Source organism: Plantactinospora mayteni, assembly GCF_016862935.1.
Taxonomy (GTDB): domain Bacteria; phylum Actinomycetota; class Actinomycetes; order Mycobacteriales; family Micromonosporaceae; genus Plantactinospora; species Plantactinospora mayteni.
The window spans coordinates 29,016-50,463 of sequence record NZ_BONX01000041.1; the positions used below are offsets into that span (position 1 = coordinate 29,016).

Consider the following 21,448-nt stretch of genomic DNA (forward strand, 5'->3'; position numbering starts at 1 on the left):
CGGCTGCGGGTAAGGATTTCTCCAGGAGGCTCGGATGAAGAGAACCATGGCGGGCCTGACCGGCCTCGCCGCCGTGGTCGCCGGCTCGACGATGGCGGTCCTGCCGGCCCGGGGCGGTCTCGCCGCCGAACCGGTCCCGCCGGAGGGCAGCCGGACGGTGAGCTACCAGGGCTACCGGGTCGCCGCCCCGGCCGCCCCGCTGGCGGCGGCCGGTCCGCAACCCGGCACCTTCGTCGGCAGGGGCTTCGACACCTGCGCCGCCCCGTCCCAGTCCACCATGAACACCTGGCGAGCCAGTTCGCCGTACCGGGCCGTCGGGATCTACATCAGCGGGGCCAGCCGCTCGTGCTCCCAACCCAACCTGACCGCGAGCTGGGTGACCAACCAGACCAACAACGGTTGGCGCCTGATCCCCATCGAACTCGACCGCCAGGCCCCCTGCGGCACCCGGACGCCGAAGATGTCCGGCGACCCGGCCACGGCGCGATCCCAGGGCGCCAGCCGGGCGACCAGCGCGGTGAGCGCCGCACAGGCCCTCGGCATCATGGCCGGCAGCACGATCTACAACGACATCGAGCACTACCCGTCGAACGCGTCATGCAGGGCCGCCGTGCTGTCGTACCTGTCCGGCTGGACGGAACGGCTGCACGCGCTCGGCTACCTCTCGGGGATGTACTCCAGCGGCTCGTCCGGGGTCGCGGACCTGTGCGGCGCGTACAACGACCCGGCCTACACCCGAGTGGACCAGCTCTGGTTCGCCTGGTGGAACGACGCGGCGAACCTCGACGCCGGCCCGTACTGCCCGGCGGAGTACTACGCCAACCACCAACGGCTGCACCAGTACGCCGGTGATGTCTACGAGACCTGGGGCGGGGTGCAGATGCGGATCGACCGCAACTATCTCGACGTCTCGGCCAACGGGGGCGGTGAGCCGCCACCGGTCTGGAGCAGCATCGTCGACAACAGCACCGCCGGCCGGTTCACCGCGAGCGCGAACTGGGGCACGTCCAGCTACTCCAGCCAGCGGTACGGCGCCGACTACCGGTTCGCCGACCCGGTCTCGTCCAGCGACGTCGCCTGGTACAGGGTGAACATCCCGGCGACCGCCAGCTACGAGGTCTCGGTCTGGTACGCCTCCGACGCCGGATACAACGACTCCACCCCGTTCGTCGTCGCCACCACCAGCGGCAACCAGACAGTACGGGTGAACCAGCGCCTCACCGGTGGTCAGTGGGTGTCGCTCGGCGTCTTCGCGCTGGCCGCAGGCGACGCCGACCGGGTGGGGGTGAGCCGCTGGACCAGCGGCACCGGCTATGTCATCGCCGACGCGGTCCGGGTCACCCGGGTCTGAGTCGCGGTTCAGGCCACGAGGAGACGGAGGCCGAGCTCTGCCGCGTCGAGAGCGTCCAGCTCGCGGTTGCGCTCGGCCCACCGGCCTGAGGAAAGGTCGTCGCGGAGTGTGCGTACCGCCCGCTGCTCGGCCTCCGGCCCGACTCTGGTCCACACCGATATCGCCCGGCGTACCTGTTCCTCCAGGTACGCCTCGGGTCGGCGCCAGTACGCCTCGAAGAAGCCGTCAGCGCAGTCCCACGGGATGAGCACCGGCTCCAGGCGGGCCCCGATCGCGCGGGCCAGTTGGTCCACCGAGGGCCGGCCGGCGACCAGGCCGGCGACCTCGGGCAGGTAGTCGCGGGTGAGCCAGAACCGGTGACGCCAGCCGGTGTCACTGGCGTCGTGTGTGAACACCACCACGCGGCGGGCCACGCGCCGCAGCTCGCGCAGCCCGGCGATCGGGTCGTGCCAGTGATGAACGGTGCTGAAGGCCAGCGCGGCGTCGAACGACTGGTCCTCGAACGGCAGGCTCTCCGCAGCGGCGGCCACGCACGGCGCCGCGCCCGCGGGGCGCAGTGCGCGCATGACCGCCGACGGTTCCACCGCCGTGACATCGCGGTCGGGAGGCTCGTAGGAGCCGGTACCGGCCCCGACGTTCAGTACCGTCCGTGCGTCGCCCAGCGCATCCCAGATCCGCGCGGCGATCCGCGGCTCGGTGCGCCGCGTCGCTGGGTACGCGGACCCGATGGCTTCGTACAACTGCGCGCCGAACACCTTCAGTTGTTCCTCCGGCGTCGTCCTGATCCCCATTGCCCGTGCCTCCAGTTCCCTGTCTATGGCCGTCACCATGGCGGCAGCGCGGTCGCGCTGTTCCAGCAGCAGGCCGCGCAGCCGGTGCAGATGTGCGACCGCGTCGGTGGTCGGGTCGTCCACCAGATCCACGATCTCGCGCAATCCGAAACCCAGCCGCCGGTAGGCGAGCACCTCCCGCAGTCGCTCCACGTCACCTGCGGAGTAGGCCCGGTACCCGGCCGCGGTCCGCGCGGACGGCTGCACGAGGCCGATCTCGTCATAGTGATGCAGCGTGCGGACGCTCACGCCGGCCAACCCGGCCACGCGTCCCACAGTCAGGTGCACTTCCACGCCACCGACAATGCGGTATGACGCCACGTGAGGGTCAAGCGCGTCGTTCCTGGCAGAGAGTGCCGATGGTTTGGGTGTGCCAATTCCAGAACCGGTAGTAGCCGTCGTACTGATCGGTGTTGTCTGCCCACATCTGCAGCGCGACGTCGGGGTCCAGCCGTCTTCTCGTAGCGGCGGGCCGGCGGTTCTTCTCGAAGACGCGCAGCCGGGCAGCCAGCGGCCGGCGGAATCGGGCGAGCGGGATATTTCGTTGCGCGGGCGCGGTGCCGAGGCTTGGCTGTACGCCATGTCTGCCCCCTCACCGATCTTCGTAGCGGGTACGGGTCGTTCGGGAACGTCGCAGCTCGCGAACATTCTCGGCGAACACCCGCAGATCCACAGGATTCCGATCGAGACCCGGTTCATCGTCGATCCGGGTGGCCTGCGAGACCTGGCGGATGCGCTCACGATCCGATACGACCCGTACGTCGGGGACGACGCCCTCCGCAGGCTGAGCGACATCCTGACGGTGCGACTGGTCGGCGGGCGCGACAGGGATCGTGGTCATACCGTTCCCACGGCCATCGGCGAGCGGCACTACTGGGACGCGGTGGGACGGCTGTGGTCGGAGCTCGTCGCGTGTACGTTCGACGAGCCTGTGCCCGCCGGAGGCTTCGGGCATGCCGACTGGCCCGCCGGTCCGTTCGAGCCTCAGAAGTACCGGCGGGCGGTCCCGAGATACTTCGGCGATCGGCGCGAACTGCTCGGGATCCTTCGTCGCGCAGTCGACACGATGTTCGGCGGAGCGGCCGCCGACGCGGGAAAGCCGACCTGGTGCGAGAAGACACCGTTCAACCTTCTGTGCATGGACTTCCTCTGGGAGCTGGTCCCCGAGGCGACCATCGTCCACATCAAGCGCCACCCGGTCGCGGTGGTCGCGTCACACGTCGACCAGCCATGGGCACCGCCCACGGTCGACGGCGCGCTCGCCTGGCTCAAGCCGCTCTATGACCGATGGCTCGGCTGGAAGACCACGGTCGATCTGACGGACCGGCGATATGTGGAGGTGAGGGCCGAGGATCTCGCCGCCGACTGGCCCGAGCAGCGCCGCGCTCTGTTCGAACGGCTCGGCGTCGACGACTTCGCGACCAGGTCGACGTTCCAGCCACACAGGCTGGAGAATCGCAACGACCAATTCGACCCTGGAACCCGCGAACTCGTCGAACGAGCACTCGACGGTGTCGTCCCAGCCATGGGATACGCGTAGCGGCGGCGAGATCCTGACCAGATTCGCGGGGTCCGGCGGGGTGTCTGGTCAGGGGCGCTGGCCGATGCCGGTTCCGGCTTCGGCGAGCCGGCCGCCGCTCAGCCGGGGCGTCAACGGCGCGGTCGGCATCCCGCTGGTGCTGCGCAGTCCGTGCAGGAACTCCTCGATCGCCTCCCGGGCGCTGTGCCGGGGTGTCCAGCCGAGTTCGGTCCTGGCCCGGGTGGTGTCCATGACCGGCAGCCGGAGTACCGCGTCGAGCAGGTGCGGGGAGGCCGGCACCAGGTGCAGGTGCCAGGCCAGCGCGAGTGCGGCGCGGACCGGGCCGGCCGGCAGCCGTACCGGCCGGGTTCGCAGGATGTCGGCGAGCAGGCGTCCGTCGACGACCGGCTCGGCGGCCACGTTGAACGCGCCGCGCACGTCGCGCAGCACCGCCAGCCGGTACGCCTCGGCGGCGTCGGCCGTGTGCAGGGCCTGGAACCGCAGTCCGGGCAGGTCGGGGAGCACCGGTACGATCCCCGGCCGCACCAGCCGACCCGGCAACAGTGGGCCCGTGAAGAGTCGACGTTGCTGGCTGGCGGCCTCCCGCTTGAAGGTGAACCCGGGCCGTAGCCGTACCACCCGCATCTCCGGATGCTGTTGCTCGAAGGCGTCGAGGGCGCGCTCCAGGTACGCCTTCTCCCTGGTGTACCCGGCGGTGGGCCAGCCGTCGGTCGGCCAACTCTCGTCCACGGGCCGGTCCTTCGGCCCGGGCGAGTACGCGCCGATCGAGGAGGCGTGCACCAGCGCCGGTACGCCGGCCCGGGCCGCCGCGGCGAAGACCCGCCGCCCGCCGACGGCGTTGACCCGCCAGGTGGTCAGCGGCCGGTGCGTGGGCTGGAAGAGCCAGGCGAGGTGCACCACGACGTCGGCCCCGTCGAAGATCTCGACGAGGTCGGCGGCGACGATGTCCGCCTCGGCCCACTCGGTCTTCGGGGCCGGCCACCGGGGCGGCCGGCGGGCCACCCCGACGATCGTGCCGATCGCCGGGTCCCGGCCGAGCGTCTCGACCAGACTCGTTCCGACGTTGCCGGTCGCGCCGACCACCACCACCCGCAGCCCCGAGCCGGTGCCGCCCCGGGCCGGCGTCACCGGTCGGCCTCGCCGTCCCGGTCGGTTCGGCCGTCGGCCCCTCGAACACCCATTGCGGCCCCCGGAACACTCATGGCGCGGCCCCCCGAACACTCATGGCGTAGCCGTTCCCGCCGATCGGGCCGGTAAACGCGATCGGGCCGGTAAACGCGCTCAGGCCGGTAGACGCCGCTCAGGCCGGGTAGGCGCCGCCCAGGTCATTCATCCATCCATGTCGATCTAATTCTGGCCGGACCAGCCGATACGCGTTGACAGCCCCGACCTGGCCAGTAACATAGATGGAAATCAATCGATGGTGATACGCCGGCACCCCGCCGGGGTCCCGCCCGGCCGCTCCGGTGATCCGATGCGGCTCGCGCCCGCCACCGGGCGGACAGCCCCGGTCCCCGCCGTCCAGCACACCTGTCGGGAGCCACGTTCCCGTCGATTCACCCACCATCGTTCGGAGGACCAGCAATGCGCCTACATCGTCCCCGGTCCCGGTTGTGGTCAGCCGTGACCGTGGCAGCCGTGGTCGCCGCCGGCGGAGCGGCGATCACCCTCGCCGGGCCCGCGGCGGCAGCCGCCGGCTGCGGCGTCACCTACACGGTCGGCTCGCAATGGCAGGGCGGCTTCACCGCGACGGTCACCGTCACCAACGTCGGCGACCCGATCAGCTCCTGGACGCTGACCTGGAGCTACGACGCCGGCCAGCGGGTCACCCAGGCATGGAACTCCACCGTGTCGCAGAGCGGTAGCCAGGTCACCGCCCGCAACGCCAGCTACAACGGCAGCATTGCCACCGGAGCCAGCGTCTCGTTCGGCTTCAACGGCTCCTGGAACGGCAGCAACCCCGCGCCGACCAGCTTCGCCGTGAACGGCACCGCCTGCACCGGAGCCCCCGGCCCCAACCCCACCACCGGACCGACGCAGCCGACGTCGCCACCCACCCCGCCGCCGACCTCGGCGCCGCCCGGCAACCCGACCTGGGGTACCGCGCTGCCGCCGACCGGTGCGCAGACCAGCCGGGCGTACGACCTGATCGCCACCGCCAACGAGAAGGGGTACCTGCCGAGGGCCGGCGAGTGCTCGGTCGAGATCCACGCCCGCTACTGGACGTACGGGCCGGACGGCAAGGTCTACCCGACCTGGCACCCGAACCGGGATCCCAGTGGCTGCAACTTCGGCCACGAACACGGTGACGACCCGAGGCAGTCGGACCTGTACGGCACCGCCGGCTGGCCCGCCTTCGGCTACACCAGCGAAGTGATGATGGACAGCATGCCCGAGCACAGCCACCGGCACGAGGACCACGTCGGGCACAAGGTGCTGTCGGTCAACAACGTCAACGTGATCCAGGGCGACAACGGCAGCAGCTTCTTCCCGCCGCAGGGCACCACGATCGCGACCTGCGACGTACTGCTCAAGTTCCACCAGGGCACCCACTCGCCCGACGCGTTCACCAACAACATCCACGAGCTGCTGTTCAACCAGCGCTGCGCCGCGAGCAACGGCGGCCAGGTCACCGAGGCCCGGTTCAGCGCGCTGATCCCGCTCGGGCGGGCCGGGGGATTCAGCCCCAGCGAGTGCCCGGGCTTCGGCGGCGCGTTCATCAACGTCGGGCCCCCGGTGCCGGCGGACTCGCCGTCGGAGACCCGGTCGCTGGGTCGGCTGATCACCGAGCCGGGCTGCGTGCAGGCGATCCGGGAGGGGCGTACCCACTACGACCCGCTCTACCCCAACCCGGTGCCGTTCACCGTGTCCGACATGGACGACTTCTGGTTCTCCGACTTCCAGATAACGGGTTCCGGGCTGAACTTCCGCGTCGCGCCGCTGTTCTACGTGGTCAACCCGTCGCGCTACTACGACCCGGGCAAGCCGAACAACCTGGGCCGGATCGTGGACCTGTGCTACACGAACCTTGCCGGTGGTGACTACTGCAACCAGGCCCGCCAGGCCGGGCAGAACCTCGCCTGGGACGACCCGCGCTCGCCGTTCAAGGGCACCCTGCGGGAGTTCCGGCCGGGCACCTTCGCGGTGCGGAACACCGGCCCGACCACGGTCTACACCGACGTGTACGGCCGCAACGCCTCGACCACGCCGTTCGCCGGCTCCGTCCGGCAGTACCTCTCCGGCAGCCAGTCGTCGGCCGAGCTGTACGTCCGTGGTGCTACCAGGGACTATGCCGCCAACGGGGTGCACGCCCCGAACTGACGGCAGCAGCACCACCCGGCCCGGGCCCGCGGCGGATCCGTCCGTCACGGGCCCGGACCCGCACCGGCCGACAACTCGCTCCGGAACTCACGGTGCCGCGACGATCGGAGAGGGTCGCGGGGTGAGAAAGACTCACGACCGCCCTCGCGGGTACGATTCGATCTCGTTGTCGGCCCGGCGGATCCGCTCAGCCAGGCCCGCGCGATCGATCTTCGCACCCGACGGTCCCCTCACATTGGAGCTGGCCATGGCCGACCTGGATCCCGAGCTCGCTGCCAGGTTGCAGTTCGAGGTGCCGCACGCGGCGCGGATCTGGAACTACTGGATGGGCGGCAAGGACAACTTCCAGGCCGACCGGGCCGCCGGTGCCGCCGTCGCGGAGGTCTACCCGGAGATCGTCGTCATGGCCCGGCAGTCCCGGCGGTTCCTCATCCGAGCCGTGCGCCACCTGGCCGCCGAGGCGGGCATCCGGCAGTTCCTCGACGTCGGTACCGGCCTGCCCACCATGCAGAACACCCACGAGGTCGCCCAGCGGGTCGCGCCCGAGTCCCGGATCGTCTACGTCGACAACGATCCGATGGTGCTGGTACACGCCCGCGCCCTGCTGGCCAGCACCACACTGGAGGGGCTGACCAACTACGTGCACGCCGACTACCACGACCCGGAGAAGATCCTCGCCAAGGCGGCGGAGGCGCTCGACTTCCGGGAGCCGGTCGCGGTGATGTTCATGGGGGTGCTGGGCTACGAGCCCGACCTGGACGTCGTACGCTCCATCGTGGGCCGGATGCTGGAGCCCCTCGCCTCCGGCAGCCACCTGGTGCTCTGGGACGGCAGCGACACCAGCCCGGCAGTGGTCGACGGCGCCGACAAGCTGGTGGAGAGCGGCGGAGCCCCCTATATCCTGCGCAGCCCAGAGCAGCTCGCGAGCTGCTTCGAGGGGCTGACCATGGTGGAACCCGGGCTGGTGCCGATCACCCGGTGGCGCCCGGACGACTCCGACGCCGAGCACATCGATGCCTACGGCGCCGTGGCCCGCAAACCCTGATGCGTCTCCCGAGGCTCCGGACGGGCGAACAACCAGCCCAATCCTCCGGTCAACGCCGACAGATCCGCACCCCAGACATCGATGTCCTCGACCGTGACCACCACATCCACGCATGCTGGACCGAACGAACGATCATGCCTCGACGGCACCGTGTGGAGCATCCGTTTTTTCCCGTCGGGTAGCCGCACGTTCACGGGACTGTAGTCGTCCTCTCTACACTTTGCGGCAGGGCGCTCGGCAGCGGCGGGGAGGCGACCTGTGTTCGCATCACCAGGCGACATCGTCTACGCGTGCATCGGCAACAAGCCCGAGCGCCGGTTCCTCGGCTTCCGGTTCCGCGTCACCGCAGAGCACCTCGTCCTGGTGCTGCCCTGGGCCATCAACGACGATCAGGGTAATGAGCGGTACGGCGTACTGCCGCTGCACCAGGACATCACCGGGACCCGGATAGACCCGAACAACCTGCGGTGGGTGCCCCGCGCAGACGTCGGACAACGGCGGGACGCGATGGACCGCCAGATGTTCCAGGTGGTGTGCGGGGTACTCGAGGGGGACGACCCCAGGCACCCGGAGATCCGCCTACCCGACGCTGTGGCCAGTTTCCTCCAAGGGGAAAGCGTGACGTTCCCGTGGCTGGTGCCCGGGCCGGACCAGGATGACGAGCAGCGGTACCCGACCATCGCCCAGGCCATGGTCGACCCGCCGGAGCTGGACTACTGACCTGCGGCTCACCCCACCAGTTCCCTCCAACGTTCGAACCGCCGGGTTCGGCCTTCGCGTACTCGAACACCAACCACGCCCTGCTCGCAGGCTGCCGGGTCACCGCATCCCTTCGGCGCGCCGGGACGATGCTGTGGCCCCGTCCCGGCGGGCCGGTCCGGGTTCAGCTCCGGGTGATCCGTACGTCGTCCACGGCCGCCTCGACCAGGCTGGCCCCGCCGGCGTCGGCCGCGTCGACCACGATCCGGACGCTCTGCCCGGCGAACGCCGAGATGTTCGCGCTCGCGGTCTGCCAGGCGGCGGCCCGGTTGCTGGCGGCCCCGGCGACGTTCAGCACCGTGCCGGTACTGCCGCCGACGACCCGGACCCGCAGGTAGTCGGCGCTGCTCGCATTGGTCAGGTGTGCCAGATACCAGGAGAACTCCAGCGTCAACGTGCCGCTGGCCGGCAGGCTGATCGACGGTGACTGGACGCTGGTCACCCCACCGTCCACGTCGTGGTCTCCGGCGGCGCTGCCGGCGAGCGGGCCGGTCACCAGGTCGAAGCTGCCGCTGACGGTCGTGCCGAGCTGGGTCGCCACCCCCGAACTGGTGGCCGCCGGATCGGCCCGGGCCCACTGGCCGGCGGTCGCCGTGTCGGTGCCGGCGGGGTTGACGGTCCAGCCGGTCGCCGTCTCGAAGGTGTCGCTGTAGACGGTGGTTCCCGGTGGTGCCGGCGTACCGGCCAGCGTCCACACGGTGTACGCGACCGCGTCGGCGTTCCGGTCCAGTGCGGTGTCGTTGATGTTGCTCGTGGTGTCGCAGGCCCGGTGGTAGCACGGGTCGAACGCGCTGCCCGCCGTACCGCCCCAGAGCGTGGCCTGGCTGCTCGACTTGATGCCCTCGGCGCCGGTGAAGGTACCGCCGGCCGGGATGCCCACCCGGATGAACGGCCCGTAGTCGCTGCGGCCGTCGAAGTCGGTACCCCGGGTCGGCACCCCGATCGAGCCGAAGTACGCCTGGATCGTCTGCTCGATCTGCGCCGAGCCGGCCGGGCCGGGGCCGGAGCCGACGCCGTCGGAGTTGTCCCCGTCGTAGACGAAGTAGCCGGCGTTCGGCGAGCCGACCATGTCGAAGTTCAGGTACCCGCCGATCCTCGCCCGTTCGGCGGCCGGCAGGTTGTCGACGTAGTACTGCGAGCCGCGCAGCCCCAACTCCTCCGCGCCCCACCAGGCGAACCGCAGGTGCTTCTCGGGCGCCAGGCCGGTACGGGCGACCGCCAGCGCGACCTCCAGGATCGCGGCAGAGCCGGAGCCGTTGTCGTTGATGCCCGGCCCGGCCGTCACGCTGTCCAGATGCGCCCCGGTCATCAGTACGTCGTCCGGGTCGCCGCCCGGCCAGTCCGCGACGAGGTTGTAGCCGGTGGCGCCGTTGTAGCTGAACGACTGCACCGCCGTGCTGTAGCCGACGGCGTCGAGTTGGGCCCTGACGTAGTTGACCGAGGCGAGGTAGCCGGGGCGGCCGTGTGCCCGGTTGCCGCCGTTGGCCGTGGCGATGGACTGGAACTGGGCCAGGTGTGCCCGCACGTTGGCCAGCGCGATGTCCGGCGCGGCGAGCAGCCCGACGGAGTCGTCGACGGCGGTGCCGGGTGGCCCGGCTCCGGCCGGGCCGGCCCCGGCGGGTACGACCACGCTGGCGGCGGCCAGGACGGCGCCGGTGAGGCAGCGGAGCAGACGGCGGTTCACATGCCCTCCCAGGGTCAGGGATCTGGTCCACCCGGGCGCCGCCGATCGGCGGTACGCGGGGCGCGGACGTCGTCACCGCCGCCCCGGTCGGGCGGGCCGTCGCATCGACGACTTTCATCCGCGATCAGCAGCGTGGCGATCCGGCGGCGCGGCGGCAATAGCCCCGGGTCGAAATCCCCGCCTGCCCCGAATTGGGGCGAACTCCCCCGAGATCGCCACTCGACGATGCCGGGACGGCCGCGATTCGTGCGGCCCAGCGGGTTTTCCGACACTGCCGTTCAGGCGACAGAACAATATGAACGTCCCTCGATAGCTTCGGTGCGGCACTCGAGAGCCGGTCCTGATTTGCCTCGCATCAGATGGGACATCCATGCGACTACGACCATCTCCCCGGACCACCATCGCGACGATCGTCATCCTGGCCGCCACCGCACTGTCGTCGACGCTGACGACGGCGGGCGCCGCGGCCGCGCCAGTGAACCCGGCCGGGGTCATCTCGACCTCGGTCCGGCTCAGCCCGGAGGCCGCCGCGCTGGGCAGCACTCCGGAGACCGCCCTGGCCCGGTTCTGGACGAAGGAGCGCATCGCCGCGGCCAGGCCGGCCGACAACGGCGTCTCGCTCGCCGAACTCCGCAAGACCGCGCAGAGTTCCGTACTCGGGGAGACCGCCGTGGCCGGTCTGCCGCCGCGGGCCGCCGCGTCCAACCTCGACGGACAGTCCGCTGCCGGGCCGGCCAAGGCCGCCCGGGGCGACGCGTCCGTGATGGCGGGCGCGACCGGTACCTCCTGGCCGTGGCGGCACGACTTCGTGTCGCTGACCAACGGCAAGGTGCTCTACCAGCACAACGGAGGGCTCTGGCACTGCTCGGGCGTGGTCGTCACCACCGAGGCCCGGAACACCGTCTTCACCGCGGGGCACTGCGTGCACGGCGGACCGGGCGGCGGCTGGCAGAACACCAACTGGACCTTCATCCCGGACTACTACTACGGTGACCGGCCGCTCGGCACCTGGACCGCCCGGGAACTCTGGTCGCTGAACGGCTGGATCAACAACGGTGACCGGGCGTACGACGTCGGGGTCGCGGTGATGCACCTGAACGCCGGACGCCGGCTCGCCGACGTCACGGGCAGCCAGGGCATCCGGATCAACGGACCGGCCACCCCGTCGGTGTGGCACTTCGGATTCCCGCTGAACTCCCCGTTCGACGGCGAGGACCTGATCACCTGCGACGGCGCGACGTCGCGCCGGTTCATCATCACCGGCGACCTGAAGCTGGCCTGCACCATCCAGGGCGGTGGCAGTGGTGGCGCCTGGTTGTCCGACTTCAACGGCAACTCGGGCTACACGATCAGCGTCAACAGCTATCACGTCGGCAACGACCTGACGCAGATCTACGGGCCGTACTTCGGTGACGGGGTGTCGAATCTCTACGCTGCGGTGCGTAACCTGAGCTGATGCGTTCAGTACGCCGCCGGGTTGCCGCCATGGTCGTGTTCTCGACCGTGGCGGCAACGCCGGCGGCGTGTGCGGGTGCGGACCCGGACCCGGGCGCGGCCTCGTCCCGGGTGGTTCCGGCGCTGAGCCTCACCCTCGAACGCGGTCCGGAGCCCGCCGATCGCGAACTGCGGATCCGGGTGGGGATGTCGGCGCTGGCCGACGGCATCGACCGGGTCGACCAGAGCCGCGACGGTGACCAGTTGGGCCTGCTGGTCTGGGTCCGGGAACGGGCCCCGGGTCCGGCCGAGGAGGTGCCGAACTCGGCGCGGGTCGAGAGCACCGTCGTACCGCTCGGCACGCCATTCGGCACCGCCCGGGTGGTCGACCTCTCCACCCGGCCACCGCGACCGGTCCCGGTGGTCCCCGCCTCCTGACCCTCGCCCGGGTACGCCGGAGCCCGGGCACCTCGCCGCGCCGCGACTGACATTCGTCACGGGTACGACCGGGTGCCCCGCACGGAAAGTGGTGATCGGTGGCACTGCCGCCGGTGGTCGGTGGCCCGAAGAATCGATCCATGAACCAGACGATGACGGCCACCGACCCGGGGCTCGCACCACCCGACCCCACCGTCGTCCAGGTCACCGACCTGCGACGGCGGTACGGCGGAAGCGGCGGCTTCGAGGCGGTGCGCGGGGTCTCCTTCTCGGTCGGCCGGGGCGAACTCTTCGCGCTGCTCGGCACGAACGGCGCGGGCAAGACCTCCACGCTGGAACTGGTCGAGGGGCTGGACCGGCCCAGCGGCGGCACGGTCCGGGTCTTCGGGCGGGACCCGTACCGGGACCGGGCGGCGGTGCGGTCCCGGACCGGGGTGATGCTCCAGGAGGGCGGCTTCCCCGCCGACCTGACCGTGGCGGAGACCGCCCGGATGTGGGCCGGTACGCTGCCCGACCCGCAACCGGTCGACCGGGTACTCGAACTGGTGGACCTGCGCCACCGGACGCGTACCCAGGTCAAGCAGCTCTCCGGCGGCGAGCGGCGCCGGCTCGACCTGGCGATGGCCATCCTCGGCCGCCCGGACGTGCTCTTCCTCGACGAGCCGACCACCGGGCTGGACCCGGAGAGCCGGCACAACACCTGGCAGTTGGTCCGGGCGCTGCTCGTCGACGGCATCACGGTGCTGCTGACCACGCACTATCTCGCGGAGGCGGCGGAGCTCGCCGACCGGCTGGCGATCATGCACCGGGGTCGGATCGTCACCGCCGGTACCGTCGACGAGGTGGTGGCGACGCACCCGGCGCGGATCGGCTTCGCACTGCCGGACGGGCTCGACCCGGCGGAGTTGCCGGCGCTGCCCGGAGCCCAGCCGCCGCCGGTCGGTGCGCCGGCGGCGACCGGTGGCCGGCTGACGCTCTACACCGACGCGCTGCAACCCGCGCTGACCGCGCTGCTCGGCTGGGCCAACGGGCGCGGCCTCGAACTGGCCGGGCTGGACGCCCGGGCCGCGTCCCTGGAGGAGGCGTTCCTCGCGGTGGCGCAGTCCGGCGGATCCGTCGAGGAGGAGGTCCGATGACGGCACCGGCGACGACGACCAGCGGCGGCGGCCTGGTCCGGCGGCTCGGGCTCGGCCCGGTGAGCCTGCGCCGGATCGGCGCGCTCGGCCGGGCCGAGATGGCCCTGCTGCTGCGTAACCGGACCGCCGCGGCCACAGCGCTGCTGCTGCCGCTGGCCACGGTGGCGCTCTTCGCGACCTTCGTCACCGCCGACGGGCACGTCTCCACCGGCGCGCTGCTGGCCACCACCATGTTCGGCTTTCTCCTGCTCTACGTCGTCTACTACAACCTGGTGACCACCTACGTGGCGCGGCGCGAGGAGCGGGTGCTCAAGCGGCTGCGTACCGGGGTGGTCACCGACGTCGAGATCCTGGTCGGCACGGCGGTGCCGGCCCTGGCGCTGGCCCTGGCGCAGGTGCTGCTCACCGTCGTCGCGGCAACGGTCTTCTTCGGCCTACCGGTGCCGGTCAACCTCCCGCTGCTGCTCGTCGCGATGCTGGCCGGCTGCGCCGTCTTCGTCCTGCTCGCGGTCGCGTCGTCGGGCGTCACCAGGACGGTGGAGACCGCACAGATCACCACGATGCCGGTGCTGATCCTGTCGATGATCGGTTCTGGTGTCACCGGATCGGTGGACTCGCTGCCGGACGGCCTCGCCAGGGTGTTCCAGATGCTGCCGCTGACTCCGGTGCTCGAACTGGTCCGGCTCGGCTGGGTCGGCACCACCGGCGCCGACGCGCCGCGCGACTTCGTCGGCGTACTGGCCGAGGCCGGGCGACCGGCGCTGATCGTACTGTTGTGGCTGGCCGTCGGCGTCTCGGCGACCCGCCGCTGGTTCCGCTGGGACACGCGACGCTAGTCCAGACGGACGGAGGGGGCCCGGGATGCGTGAGCTGATCGGCTGGTGGGGCGGACGCGGTCAGCCCGAGCGGTTCGACCTGCTCACCCGGGCCACCCTCTATCTGGTGCTGGTGACCGAGCCGATCGCGCTGTTCAACGCGACCGCCGCCGGCTGGCCGACGGCCGGCCGGATCGCGGTACTCGGGTTCGGCAGCGTGCACATGGTGCTCTGCCTGCTCGCCGTACGGGCCGGGGTCGGGCACTTCCTCGGTCGCCGGGACCGCCCGACCCGGCTGGTCGTGAGCGCGGGGTCGCTGACCCTGGTCACCATCGTCGCCGCCGAGGTCACCGACGCGCTGACGCCTCCGCTGGCCGGCTCCGCCGGGTGGACGTTGCCGGTGACGGTGCTGGTCTCGTGTTACTTCCTCGGCGCGCTCTGCACCGTGACCCCACCCCGGTACGCCTTCGCCGGGGCCGTCGGGCTGGCCGGCGTCGTACTGCTGGTCGGGCTGCTCGACGGGGCGCCGGCCGGGCTGCTGCTGTCGTCGGTCTGGATGCTGTTCTTCGGCTTCCTCGTACTGCTCGTCGCCTTCCGGTGCTCGCTGTGGATGCTCGGGGTGCTCTGGGAACTGGAACGGTCCCGGGGCAACCAGGTCCGGCTGGCGGTGGCCGAGGAGCGGCTGCGGTTCGCCCGGGACCTGCACGACGTACTCGGCCGGAACCTGGCGGTGGTGGCCCTGAAGAGCGAACTGGCCGCGCAGTTGGCGAAGCGGGACCGGCCCCGGGCCGTGCAGGAGATGCTGGAGGTACGCCGGATCGCGCAGGACTCGCTGACCGAGGTACGCGAGGTGGTCCGGGGCTACCGCTCCGCCGACCTGGACGCGGAGCTGGCCGGCGCCCGTGCCGTGCTCACCTCGGCGGGGGTGCGGTGCCGGGTACTGGGGGAGGGGCACGACCTGAGCCCGCAGGCGCAGAGCGCGCTCGGCTGGGTGGTCCGGGAGGGCACCACCAACGTGTTGCGGCACAGCGAGGCGCTGACCTGCACCGTCTCGTTGCGCCGGGGTCGACCGACAGCAGACCCGGACGGCGCCGGCCCACCCGACGACGACCCCTCCTGGAATGCCCCCGACCCGCCCGACGGGGACCTGGTGACCCTGGTCATGGAGAACGACGGAGTACGCCCAGGCGGCCCGCCCGCGTTCGGCAACGGCCTGCTCGGGCTCAGTGAGCGGCTGGCGCCGCTCGGCGGCCGGGTGACGGCCACCCGACCGGGCCGGGACCGGTTCCGGCTGACCGCACGGTTGCCGCTCACCGAGGCGCCACCGTCGACCGTCTCTCCCTCGGCCGCCTCCCTGCCGGCTGCCTCCCCGTCGATCGTCTCTCCGTCGGCCGCCGCGGCGCCGTCCGGTGCGACGCCCGATCCCGCCCCGGCGCAGCGGGGCCGATCGTGACCGGCCGGCCGGGACAGCCGGAGCCGGAGTCCGCCGTGCTGCCCGGCGAACGGGCCGGGACCGGCGCGCCGGAGCCGATCCGGATCCTGCTCGCCGAGGACGAGCACCTGATCCGTGGCGCGCTGACCGCGCTGCTCGGGCTGCACGACGACCTGGTGGTGATCGGCGAGGCCGCGACCGGCACCCAGGCGCTGTCGCTGGCCCGGGCGTTGCGGCCCGACGTGGCCATGCTCGACCTCCAGATGCCGGAGTTGGACGGCATCGCGGTCGCCGAGGCGATCCGGGCGGAGGTGCCGGGCTGTCGGACGATGATCGTCACCAGCCACGGCCGGCCCGGGCACCTCAAGCGGGCGCTCTCGGTCGGGGTACGGGGCTTCCTGCCGAAGACGGTCTCCGCCGAGGTACTCGCCGACGTGGTCCGCAGCGTCCACCGCGGCGGCCGGTACGTCGATCCCCAGTTGGCGGCCGAGGCGATCAGCGCCGGGGACAGCCCGTTCACGCCCCGCGAGGCCGATGTGCTGGAGTTGGCGGCCGACGGCGCGCCGATCGAGGAGATCGCCCAGCGGATCTCGCTCTCTCCGGGGACCGTGCGCAACTACCTCTCGTCGGCGGCCGGCAAGGTCGGTGCCGCCAACCGGCACGAGGCGGTGGCCATCGCCCGCCGGTACGGCTGGCTCTGACCGCCGCCCTCAGCCAAGCCGAACGCCGACGACCCGCCGACGACCTCTGACGACTCGCCGCCGAACGCCGACGACCCCGCCGCCGGCAGTAGCCACGCCCCGACACGCCGCTGATGTTCGTCCGGCGGCGGTGCGGCCCGGCCGTCGCTCAGCGGGCCCAGGGCAGTTCCCGGGGCTCGGGGCTGTCCGGGACGGTGGCGGTGCCGCCGACCGGCATGCAGACCAGTGCCTCGGCGGGCTCGGCACCGGACCGGATCTGCCGGACCACCCCGGCGGGCAGGATCGCCGCCTGGCCCGCGCCGACCACCCGGGTCCGGCCGTCCACGGTGACGGCGAACGATCCGGCCAGCGGCATCCAGACCTGTTCCCGGTCGATCGCATGCACCGGTCCGGCGGCGTCGGGGGCCATCCGGACCCGCCAGGTGGCCAGCTCGGCGCTGCCCTGACTGGGTGCGGCGAGCCCGGACACCGCCCCGCTCGGGGTACGGGTCGTCCGGCTCTCGCTCTCGGTCACCACGATCATGTCGTTCTCCTCCTGAGTCAAGTGACTTTACTTGTGCGGCGAGTAAAGCAACTTGACTCAGGCGTGTCAAGATGGGCTGTGACCACAGACGACCCGCTGGCGCGTACCGAGCTGACCTTCCTGCTCGGGATGGGTTTCCAACTGGTACTCGCCGAGTTCGTCCGGCGGGTGGCCGAGGCCGGCTACCCGGACCTGCGGCCGGTGCACGGGCTGGCGTTCCAGGTGCTGCGCGGCGGCGGCACCACCGGTACCGAGTTGGCGGAGCGGCTCGGCGTGACCAAGCAGGCCGCCGGGCAACTCGTCGACGACCTGGAGCGGCGCGGCTACGTACGCCGGGCGCCGCATCCGAGTGGCGGGCGGCGCCGGCTGGTCGTGCTGACCGAGCGGGCCATCGAACACCTCGCGGTCGCCGGCCGGGTGCTGCACGCCCTGGAGGCCGAACTGGCCGCCGGGATCGGCGCCGACGACCTGGCCGCGCTGCGTACCGAGCTGAGTCGGCTGGTCCGGCACCTGGCCGGCGACTCACCGCCGCCGCTGCGTCCCCTCTGGTAGGCGAGCGTGGGCCCTGTTACGGGGCAACTTATTGCACTAACACCATAGATAATTAAGATGTACGGCGTGCTGGAGTTCTATCTGGACCGTCACGCCGGAATTCCGACATACCTGCAACTGGTGCGACAGGTCGCCCACGCCCTCCGGGTCGGTACCCTGCATCCCGGTGACCGGCTGCCCACCGTGAAGGAGGCGTCGGCCCACCTCGCCATCAACCCGAACACGGTGCTCAAGGCGTACCGGGAGTTGGAGCGCGGTGGGTTGGTCGAGGCGTACCCCGGACGAGGCACCTTCGTCCGCACCGGGGTCGCCGTGGCCGCGCTGCCCGACCACCCGGTGCTGCGCGACCAGCTCACCGCCTGGGTCGACCGGGCCCGCGCGGCCGGGCTGACCGCCGACGACGTGCTGGCCCTGGTCAACACGGAGGTACGCCGCGGCTATCCGGAACGGGCCGAGGGAGCGGCCTGATCGTCCGAGCCACCCGCCGTGCCGCTGACCGGCACCGGATACCGACACCGCCGCGCATCCGCCCTGCCCGACTGCCCGCTGTCGGTGCCCCCGGTCGTCCGCCGGCCGGGGCGGGTCAGTGCACCCGGACCGGGCTGGCGGCGTCGATCCGGGCGGTCACCTCCAGCCGGCGCGGCACCAGCCCGGAGGTGGTCCGGAACCGCTCGACCGCCGCCGCCACGTGATCCCGGACGGCGGTCAGCCCGGCCCGGGAGTTGAGCTGCAACTCGATCCAGAGTTCCGGCCGGGGCGCCGTGCCGGCCAGCGTGACCGAGGCCCGGCGGACCTGCGGATCCCGGGCGAGGTCGCGTTCGAGGCCGCGGACCAGCCGGGCACCCCGGATCCGGGTGGCGCCGGGCAGCGCCGGGCCGGCGGCAGCGGCCAGACCGGTGACGGACCGCAGGTCGAGGTCGCCCAGCACCGGGTACCGGCGGGCCCGGAGCACCCGGCCGAGCAGGTTCGATCCCAGCCAGGCGAAGAAGAACCCGAGTAGGCCGAGGATCACCAGGCCCCACGGGTCGAGGTCGCGCCAGGTGCGGAGCAGACCCGACCAGAGCAGTGGTGCCTTGTTGTCCACCCCGGCCAGGTGTCCGAGACTGGCGATCAGCCCGACCACGCCGATGGCGGTGAGCACGAGGCCGACCACCGTCCAGAGCAGCCGGATGGCCCTGTTCGTCATGCCGGCTCCCCAGGTTGCCGCATCAGCCCTCCACCCGGGGTACGTCGGCCCGTGGCCGGCTGCCCGACCGGACCATCTGCACGCCGACGTGGTCGTGTGGCGAGGCGCCGAGGCGTTCCAGTTCGCGCCGGATCGTGGACTCCACCGCTTGGCCGACCGTGGCGTCGCCGACCGCCCGGATCCGGGTCCGCCAGCCGAGGCCCTCGCGTCGAACCCGGGCGCTCGCCGAATCGACTCCGGGTACCGCGTTCGCGGCCGTCGCCAGTTGCCGTTCCACCGACCGGCGTTGCAGGTGCCAGCCGTCGGCCAGCCGGGTGGGTAGCCGGTTGGGCTTCCAACGGACCAACTGTCCCCACAGGATCAGCAGCCCGAGTACGCCGACCGCGACGATCCCGGCCCGCACCCAGGGATCCTCCAGCCGGGTACCGGTCAGCGTGCGGTACCAGGCCGCCCGGTCGACGACCACCGACTCACGGCCCAGCGCCACCGCGAAGACCTCCACGATCAGCAGCAGCCCGCCACCCAGCAGGGCGCAGCCGAGCAGCAGTGCGGCGAGCCGGTTGACCAGGCGCATCTCAGCTCCCGTCCACCGCGCCGACGGTGATCAGGCGCATCTCAGCTCCTGTCCGCCGGACCGATCGGGAGCGGCAGGTCGATGTCGTCGACGACCACCTCCACCGAGGGTCGCTGACCGAAGCCGGCCAGTACGCCACGGACGGCCAGCTGGATCTGCTCGGCCAGCGGGGCGATCGGTACCGGGCCGACCGCGACGTGCACCTCGACCGGCTCCCCGAGCCGGATGCCGACGACCTTGCCGCCGGGAAACAGGGTGGCCACCTCCACGCCGGTGCCGGCGGTCAGCCCGACCACGCCGGGAACCGCGAGTACGGCGTCCCGGATCTCCCCGGCGACGGTGGCCCGATCGGCGGCCGGGGCCTGCTCGACGACCGTGTCCGGGGCCTTCTCGGTGACCGTGACCGGAGCGGTCTCCGGAGCCTTCTCGCCAACTGTGTCCGGGGCCGGGTCGGCGGTGGTCGGGCGGCTCTCCGGAGCGGCTGTCCCGGTGTGTGAACTGCCGTCCGCCGTCGCCGGGTTGGTCCGCGGCGAGGTGCGGCGGTTCCGGGTGTCCCGGCTGTTCGGCGCGCGGCCGGGCTCCGCGGTGATCCGGCCGCCCTTCGCCGCCCGGCTGCTCATCGCGCCCGCTGCTGACGGTCGTCGCCGTCCTGGTCGCCCTCGACGAACACGTCGTCGACGTTGATGTTCACCTCGACGACCTTGAGGCCGGTCATCGCCTGTACCCGGTCGACGACGTTGCGGCGTACCGCTTCGGAGACGTCGACGATGCTCTGGCCGTAGAAGGTGACGATGTCCAGGTCGATCGCTGCCTCGTGCTCGCCGACCTCGACCGAGACGCCCTGCCGGATGGTCTCGGTGCCGCCGGGGACGAGACCGCGGAGCTGTCCGACCCGCCGGGCCAGACCGGCACCCATCGAGTGCACACCCGGGATCTCCCGGGCCGCGAATCCGGAGATCTTGGCGACCACGCCCTCCGCGATGCGGGTCTTGCCGGACTTGGTGGTCAACTCGGCCCGGGCCGGTCCGCCGCCGTCCGGCGTGGTCATCGGGCCCGGCGTACCCGTCTGCTGCCGGGTGTCGTTCCTGGTGGCGGTACCGCTGTCAGCCATCGCCTGTCCTCATCTCCTGCCGATGCTCGGTGGATCCGGTGCCGGTCGCCCGGTGCCCGGTGACCGGTACCGCTCAGCGCCGTCGGGACGCGGTCGCCCGGTCGGCCAGGCCGGCGACGTTGAGATCACCGTCGATCACCCGTACGGCGAGCCACCCGACCAGGCCGGCGAGCACGGCACCCGCCGCCGCTCCGAAGCCGGCGACGGCCCAGACCGCCGCGATGAGGAAACCGGCGACAAAACCGAACTGTTGGCGTGACACGGGTTCCTCCCCGACTGGGCGCGGCAGATCGGCAGTGGCTTACACCCTGGGGGAGAAGTCGAACCCTCACCGAGCGGGCAAGATGTGTGATCTGAGTCACTCTCCGGCTCGTGATCATGGCCGCTCGGCTCGACCGGTAACGTGGCCGGGTGCGGCTCACCAAGTACACCCACGCCTGCGTACGGCTCGAACACGAGGGCAGCGTCCTGGTCGTCGACCCCGGTGTCTGGAGCGAGCCGGCCGCGCTGCGCGGTGCCGACGCGGTCCTGGTCACGCACGAGCACATCGACCACGTCGACGTACTGCGGCTGGCCGGCCTCGGCGTCCCGGTCTACGCCCCGGCCGGGGCGGACATCCCCGACCTCGACGTGCACCCCGTCGCGCCGGGGGAGGAGTTCACCGCCGCCGGCCTCCGGGTACGCGCCCTCGGCGGCCGGCACGCCACCATCTATGGCGGCCAGCCGGACTGCCCGAACCTCGGGTACCTCGTCGAGGGGCGGGTCTACCATCCCGGCGACTCGGTGTACCGGCCGGACGTGCCGGTGCAGACGCTGCTGGTGCCGGTACAGGGGTCGTGGCTGAAGACCGCCGAGGCGATCGACTTCGTCCGGGCCGTCGCACCCGAGCGGGCGTACGGGATCCACGACGCGCAGGTCAACGACCGCGGGCTGCGGAGCGTGCACGGGTGGCTCGCCGAGGAGAGCGGCGGCTGCTACCGCTGGCTCACCCCGGGCGAGACGGCCTGACCGACCAC

The 21,448-nt window shown here is 71.8% G+C and carries 23 protein-coding genes; 14 read left to right on the plus strand and 9 right to left on the minus strand.

What is annotated here, in order from left to right:
• Positions 1 to 34 precede the first annotated feature (34 nt).
• Positions 35 to 1,351 (plus strand): glycoside hydrolase domain-containing protein, encoded by a 1,317-nt coding sequence (locus Pma05_RS28335; protein ID WP_203860550.1) that lies wholly within the window; start codon positions 35 to 37, stop codon positions 1,349 to 1,351.
• A gap of 8 nt (positions 1,352 to 1,359) precedes the next feature.
• On the opposite strand, the gene Pma05_RS28340 is transcribed toward Pma05_RS28335, so the two are convergent.
• The gene (locus Pma05_RS28340) at positions 1,360 to 2,475 is read right to left on the minus strand and encodes a MerR family transcriptional regulator (protein ID WP_203860551.1); all 1,116 of its coding nucleotides are present in this window, start codon (positions 2,473 to 2,475) and stop codon (positions 1,360 to 1,362) included.
• Positions 2,476 to 2,551: 76 nt separating this feature from the next.
• On the opposite strand from Pma05_RS28340, the gene Pma05_RS28345 reads away from it, so the two are divergent.
• Positions 2,552 to 3,721, plus strand: coding sequence for a sulfotransferase family protein (locus Pma05_RS28345; RefSeq protein ID WP_239313279.1), 1,170 nt, complete (start codon positions 2,552 to 2,554; stop codon positions 3,719 to 3,721).
• A 48-nt stretch (positions 3,722 to 3,769) separates the two neighbouring features.
• Here the strand turns inward: Pma05_RS28345 and Pma05_RS28350 are convergent, their stop codons facing one another.
• The gene (locus Pma05_RS28350) at positions 3,770 to 4,849 is read right to left on the minus strand and encodes an NAD-dependent epimerase/dehydratase family protein (protein WP_239313281.1); all 1,080 of its coding nucleotides are present in this window, start codon (positions 4,847 to 4,849) and stop codon (positions 3,770 to 3,772) included.
• 495 nt (positions 4,850 to 5,344) lie between these two features.
• On the opposite strand from Pma05_RS28350, the gene Pma05_RS28355 reads away from it, so the two are divergent.
• From Pma05_RS28355 to Pma05_RS28365, 3 genes are all read left to right on the plus strand, one after another.
• The gene (locus Pma05_RS28355) at positions 5,345 to 7,042 is read left to right on the plus strand and encodes a cellulose-binding domain-containing protein (RefSeq protein ID WP_372441569.1); all 1,698 of its coding nucleotides are present in this window, start codon (positions 5,345 to 5,347) and stop codon (positions 7,040 to 7,042) included.
• 247 nt (positions 7,043 to 7,289) lie between these two features.
• Positions 7,290 to 8,087, plus strand: coding sequence for an SAM-dependent methyltransferase (locus Pma05_RS28360; RefSeq protein ID WP_203860553.1), 798 nt, complete (start codon positions 7,290 to 7,292; stop codon positions 8,085 to 8,087).
• Between the two features lie 258 nt (positions 8,088 to 8,345).
• Positions 8,346 to 8,807 carry a hypothetical protein gene (locus Pma05_RS28365; protein ID WP_203860554.1) on the plus strand — a complete coding sequence of 154 codons (462 nt, stop codon included), beginning with the start codon at positions 8,346 to 8,348 and terminating at the stop codon, positions 8,805 to 8,807.
• 163 nt (positions 8,808 to 8,970) lie between these two features.
• Here Pma05_RS28365 and Pma05_RS28370 read toward each other — a convergent pair whose 3' ends face one another.
• A complete protein-coding gene (locus Pma05_RS28370) occupies positions 8,971 to 10,530 on the minus strand; it encodes a M28 family metallopeptidase (RefSeq protein WP_307836917.1) in 1,560 nt (519 codons plus the stop codon).
• A 370-nt stretch (positions 10,531 to 10,900) separates the two neighbouring features.
• Here Pma05_RS28370 and Pma05_RS28375 point away from each other — a divergent pair, with 370 nt between their 5' ends.
• The 6 genes from Pma05_RS28375 to Pma05_RS28400 all read left to right on the plus strand — a co-directional run bounded on the left by Pma05_RS28375 (position 10,901) and on the right by Pma05_RS28400 (position 16,486).
• Complete coding sequence (locus Pma05_RS28375) at positions 10,901 to 11,986, plus strand: trypsin-like serine peptidase (protein WP_203860555.1); 1,086 nt, start codon at positions 10,901 to 10,903, stop codon at positions 11,984 to 11,986.
• Positions 11,986 to 12,402 carry a hypothetical protein gene (locus Pma05_RS28380; protein WP_203860556.1) on the plus strand — a complete coding sequence of 139 codons (417 nt, stop codon included), beginning with the start codon at positions 11,986 to 11,988 and terminating at the stop codon, positions 12,400 to 12,402. Before Pma05_RS28375 ends, Pma05_RS28380 begins: the two co-directional genes overlap by 1 nt.
• A 140-nt stretch (positions 12,403 to 12,542) precedes the next feature.
• Entirely contained in the window at positions 12,543 to 13,538 is a 996-nt protein-coding gene (locus tag Pma05_RS28385; protein WP_239313283.1) for an ABC transporter ATP-binding protein, read from the plus strand.
• A complete protein-coding gene (locus Pma05_RS28390; protein WP_203860557.1) occupies positions 13,535 to 14,374 on the plus strand; it encodes an ABC transporter permease in 840 nt (279 codons plus the stop codon). The genes Pma05_RS28385 and Pma05_RS28390 overlap by 4 nt, the downstream gene beginning before the upstream one ends.
• Before the next feature lie 25 nt (positions 14,375 to 14,399).
• Entirely contained in the window at positions 14,400 to 15,806 is a 1,407-nt protein-coding gene (locus Pma05_RS43590) for a histidine kinase (RefSeq protein WP_203860558.1), read from the plus strand.
• Positions 15,803 to 16,486, plus strand: a complete 684-nt coding sequence (locus Pma05_RS28400) for a response regulator transcription factor (RefSeq protein ID WP_486357909.1) — start codon at positions 15,803 to 15,805, stop codon at positions 16,484 to 16,486. The genes Pma05_RS43590 and Pma05_RS28400 overlap by 4 nt, the downstream gene beginning before the upstream one ends.
• Positions 16,487 to 16,634: 148 nt before the next feature.
• On the opposite strand, the gene Pma05_RS28405 is transcribed toward Pma05_RS28400, so the two are convergent.
• A complete protein-coding gene (locus tag Pma05_RS28405) occupies positions 16,635 to 17,009 on the minus strand; it encodes a cupin domain-containing protein (RefSeq protein ID WP_203860559.1) in 375 nt (124 codons plus the stop codon).
• A 78-nt stretch (positions 17,010 to 17,087) separates the two neighbouring features.
• On the opposite strand from Pma05_RS28405, the gene Pma05_RS28410 reads away from it, so the two are divergent.
• Both Pma05_RS28410 and Pma05_RS28415 read left to right on the plus strand, forming a co-directional pair.
• Entirely contained in the window at positions 17,088 to 17,561 is a 474-nt protein-coding gene (locus tag Pma05_RS28410) for a MarR family winged helix-turn-helix transcriptional regulator (RefSeq protein WP_239313285.1), read from the plus strand.
• Between the two features lie 66 nt (positions 17,562 to 17,627).
• The gene (locus tag Pma05_RS28415; protein ID WP_203860580.1) at positions 17,628 to 18,029 is read left to right on the plus strand and encodes a GntR family transcriptional regulator; all 402 of its coding nucleotides are present in this window, start codon (positions 17,628 to 17,630) and stop codon (positions 18,027 to 18,029) included.
• A 115-nt stretch (positions 18,030 to 18,144) separates the two neighbouring features.
• Here Pma05_RS28415 and Pma05_RS28420 read toward each other — a convergent pair whose 3' ends face one another.
• The 5 genes from Pma05_RS28420 to Pma05_RS28440 all read right to left on the minus strand — a co-directional run bounded on the left by Pma05_RS28420 (position 18,145) and on the right by Pma05_RS28440 (position 20,694).
• Positions 18,145 to 18,747, minus strand: a complete 603-nt coding sequence (locus Pma05_RS28420; protein WP_203860560.1) for a hypothetical protein — start codon at positions 18,745 to 18,747, stop codon at positions 18,145 to 18,147.
• Between the two features lie 22 nt (positions 18,748 to 18,769).
• On the minus strand, positions 18,770 to 19,321 hold the full coding sequence (locus Pma05_RS28425; RefSeq protein ID WP_203860561.1) for a DUF6286 domain-containing protein: 552 nt from the start codon (positions 19,319 to 19,321) through the stop codon (positions 18,770 to 18,772).
• Positions 19,322 to 19,362: 41 nt separating this feature from the next.
• The gene (locus Pma05_RS28430; protein WP_203860562.1) at positions 19,363 to 19,941 is read right to left on the minus strand and encodes a hypothetical protein; all 579 of its coding nucleotides are present in this window, start codon (positions 19,939 to 19,941) and stop codon (positions 19,363 to 19,365) included.
• Positions 19,938 to 20,432: an Asp23/Gls24 family envelope stress response protein gene (locus tag Pma05_RS28435; RefSeq protein ID WP_203860563.1), complete on the minus strand. Its 495-nt coding sequence runs from the start codon at positions 20,430 to 20,432 to the stop codon at positions 19,938 to 19,940. The genes Pma05_RS28430 and Pma05_RS28435 overlap by 4 nt, the downstream gene beginning before the upstream one ends.
• 73 nt (positions 20,433 to 20,505) lie before the next feature.
• Positions 20,506 to 20,694, minus strand: coding sequence for a hypothetical protein (locus Pma05_RS28440; protein WP_107259333.1), 189 nt, complete (start codon positions 20,692 to 20,694; stop codon positions 20,506 to 20,508).
• Between the two features lie 149 nt (positions 20,695 to 20,843).
• On the opposite strand from Pma05_RS28440, the gene Pma05_RS28445 reads away from it, so the two are divergent.
• Positions 20,844 to 21,440: an MBL fold metallo-hydrolase gene (locus Pma05_RS28445; protein ID WP_203860564.1), complete on the plus strand. Its 597-nt coding sequence runs from the start codon at positions 20,844 to 20,846 to the stop codon at positions 21,438 to 21,440.
• The last annotated feature ends 8 nt before the right edge of the window (positions 21,441 to 21,448 follow it).

Excerpts from the sequence above, each read along its gene's own strand:
- Pma05_RS28420 (WP_203860560.1), bottom strand. The coding sequence starts at position 18,747 with ATGACGAACAGGGCCATCCGGCTGCTCTGGACGGTGGTCGGCCTCGTG.
- Pma05_RS28380 (WP_203860556.1), top strand. The coding sequence starts at position 11,986 with ATGCGTTCAGTACGCCGCCGGGTTGCCGCCATGGTCGTGTTCTCGACC.
- Pma05_RS43590 (WP_203860558.1), top strand. The coding sequence starts at position 14,400 with ATGCGTGAGCTGATCGGCTGGTGGGGCGGACGCGGTCAGCCCGAGCGG.
- Pma05_RS28405 (WP_203860559.1), bottom strand. The coding sequence starts at position 17,009 with ATGATCGTGGTGACCGAGAGCGAGAGCCGGACGACCCGTACCCCGAGC.
- Pma05_RS28385 (WP_239313283.1), top strand. The coding sequence starts at position 12,543 with ATGAACCAGACGATGACGGCCACCGACCCGGGGCTCGCACCACCCGAC.
- Pma05_RS28335 (WP_203860550.1), top strand. The coding sequence starts at position 35 with ATGAAGAGAACCATGGCGGGCCTGACCGGCCTCGCCGCCGTGGTCGCC.
- Pma05_RS28360 (WP_203860553.1), top strand. The coding sequence starts at position 7,290 with ATGGCCGACCTGGATCCCGAGCTCGCTGCCAGGTTGCAGTTCGAGGTG.
- Pma05_RS28435 (WP_203860563.1), bottom strand. The coding sequence starts at position 20,432 with ATGGCTGACAGCGGTACCGCCACCAGGAACGACACCCGGCAGCAGACG.
- Pma05_RS28425 (WP_203860561.1), bottom strand. The coding sequence starts at position 19,321 with ATGCGCCTGGTCAACCGGCTCGCCGCACTGCTGCTCGGCTGCGCCCTG.
- Pma05_RS28390 (WP_203860557.1), top strand. The coding sequence starts at position 13,535 with ATGACGGCACCGGCGACGACGACCAGCGGCGGCGGCCTGGTCCGGCGG.
- Pma05_RS28375 (WP_203860555.1), top strand. The coding sequence starts at position 10,901 with ATGCGACTACGACCATCTCCCCGGACCACCATCGCGACGATCGTCATC.
- Pma05_RS28430 (WP_203860562.1), bottom strand. The coding sequence starts at position 19,941 with ATGAGCAGCCGGGCGGCGAAGGGCGGCCGGATCACCGCGGAGCCCGGC.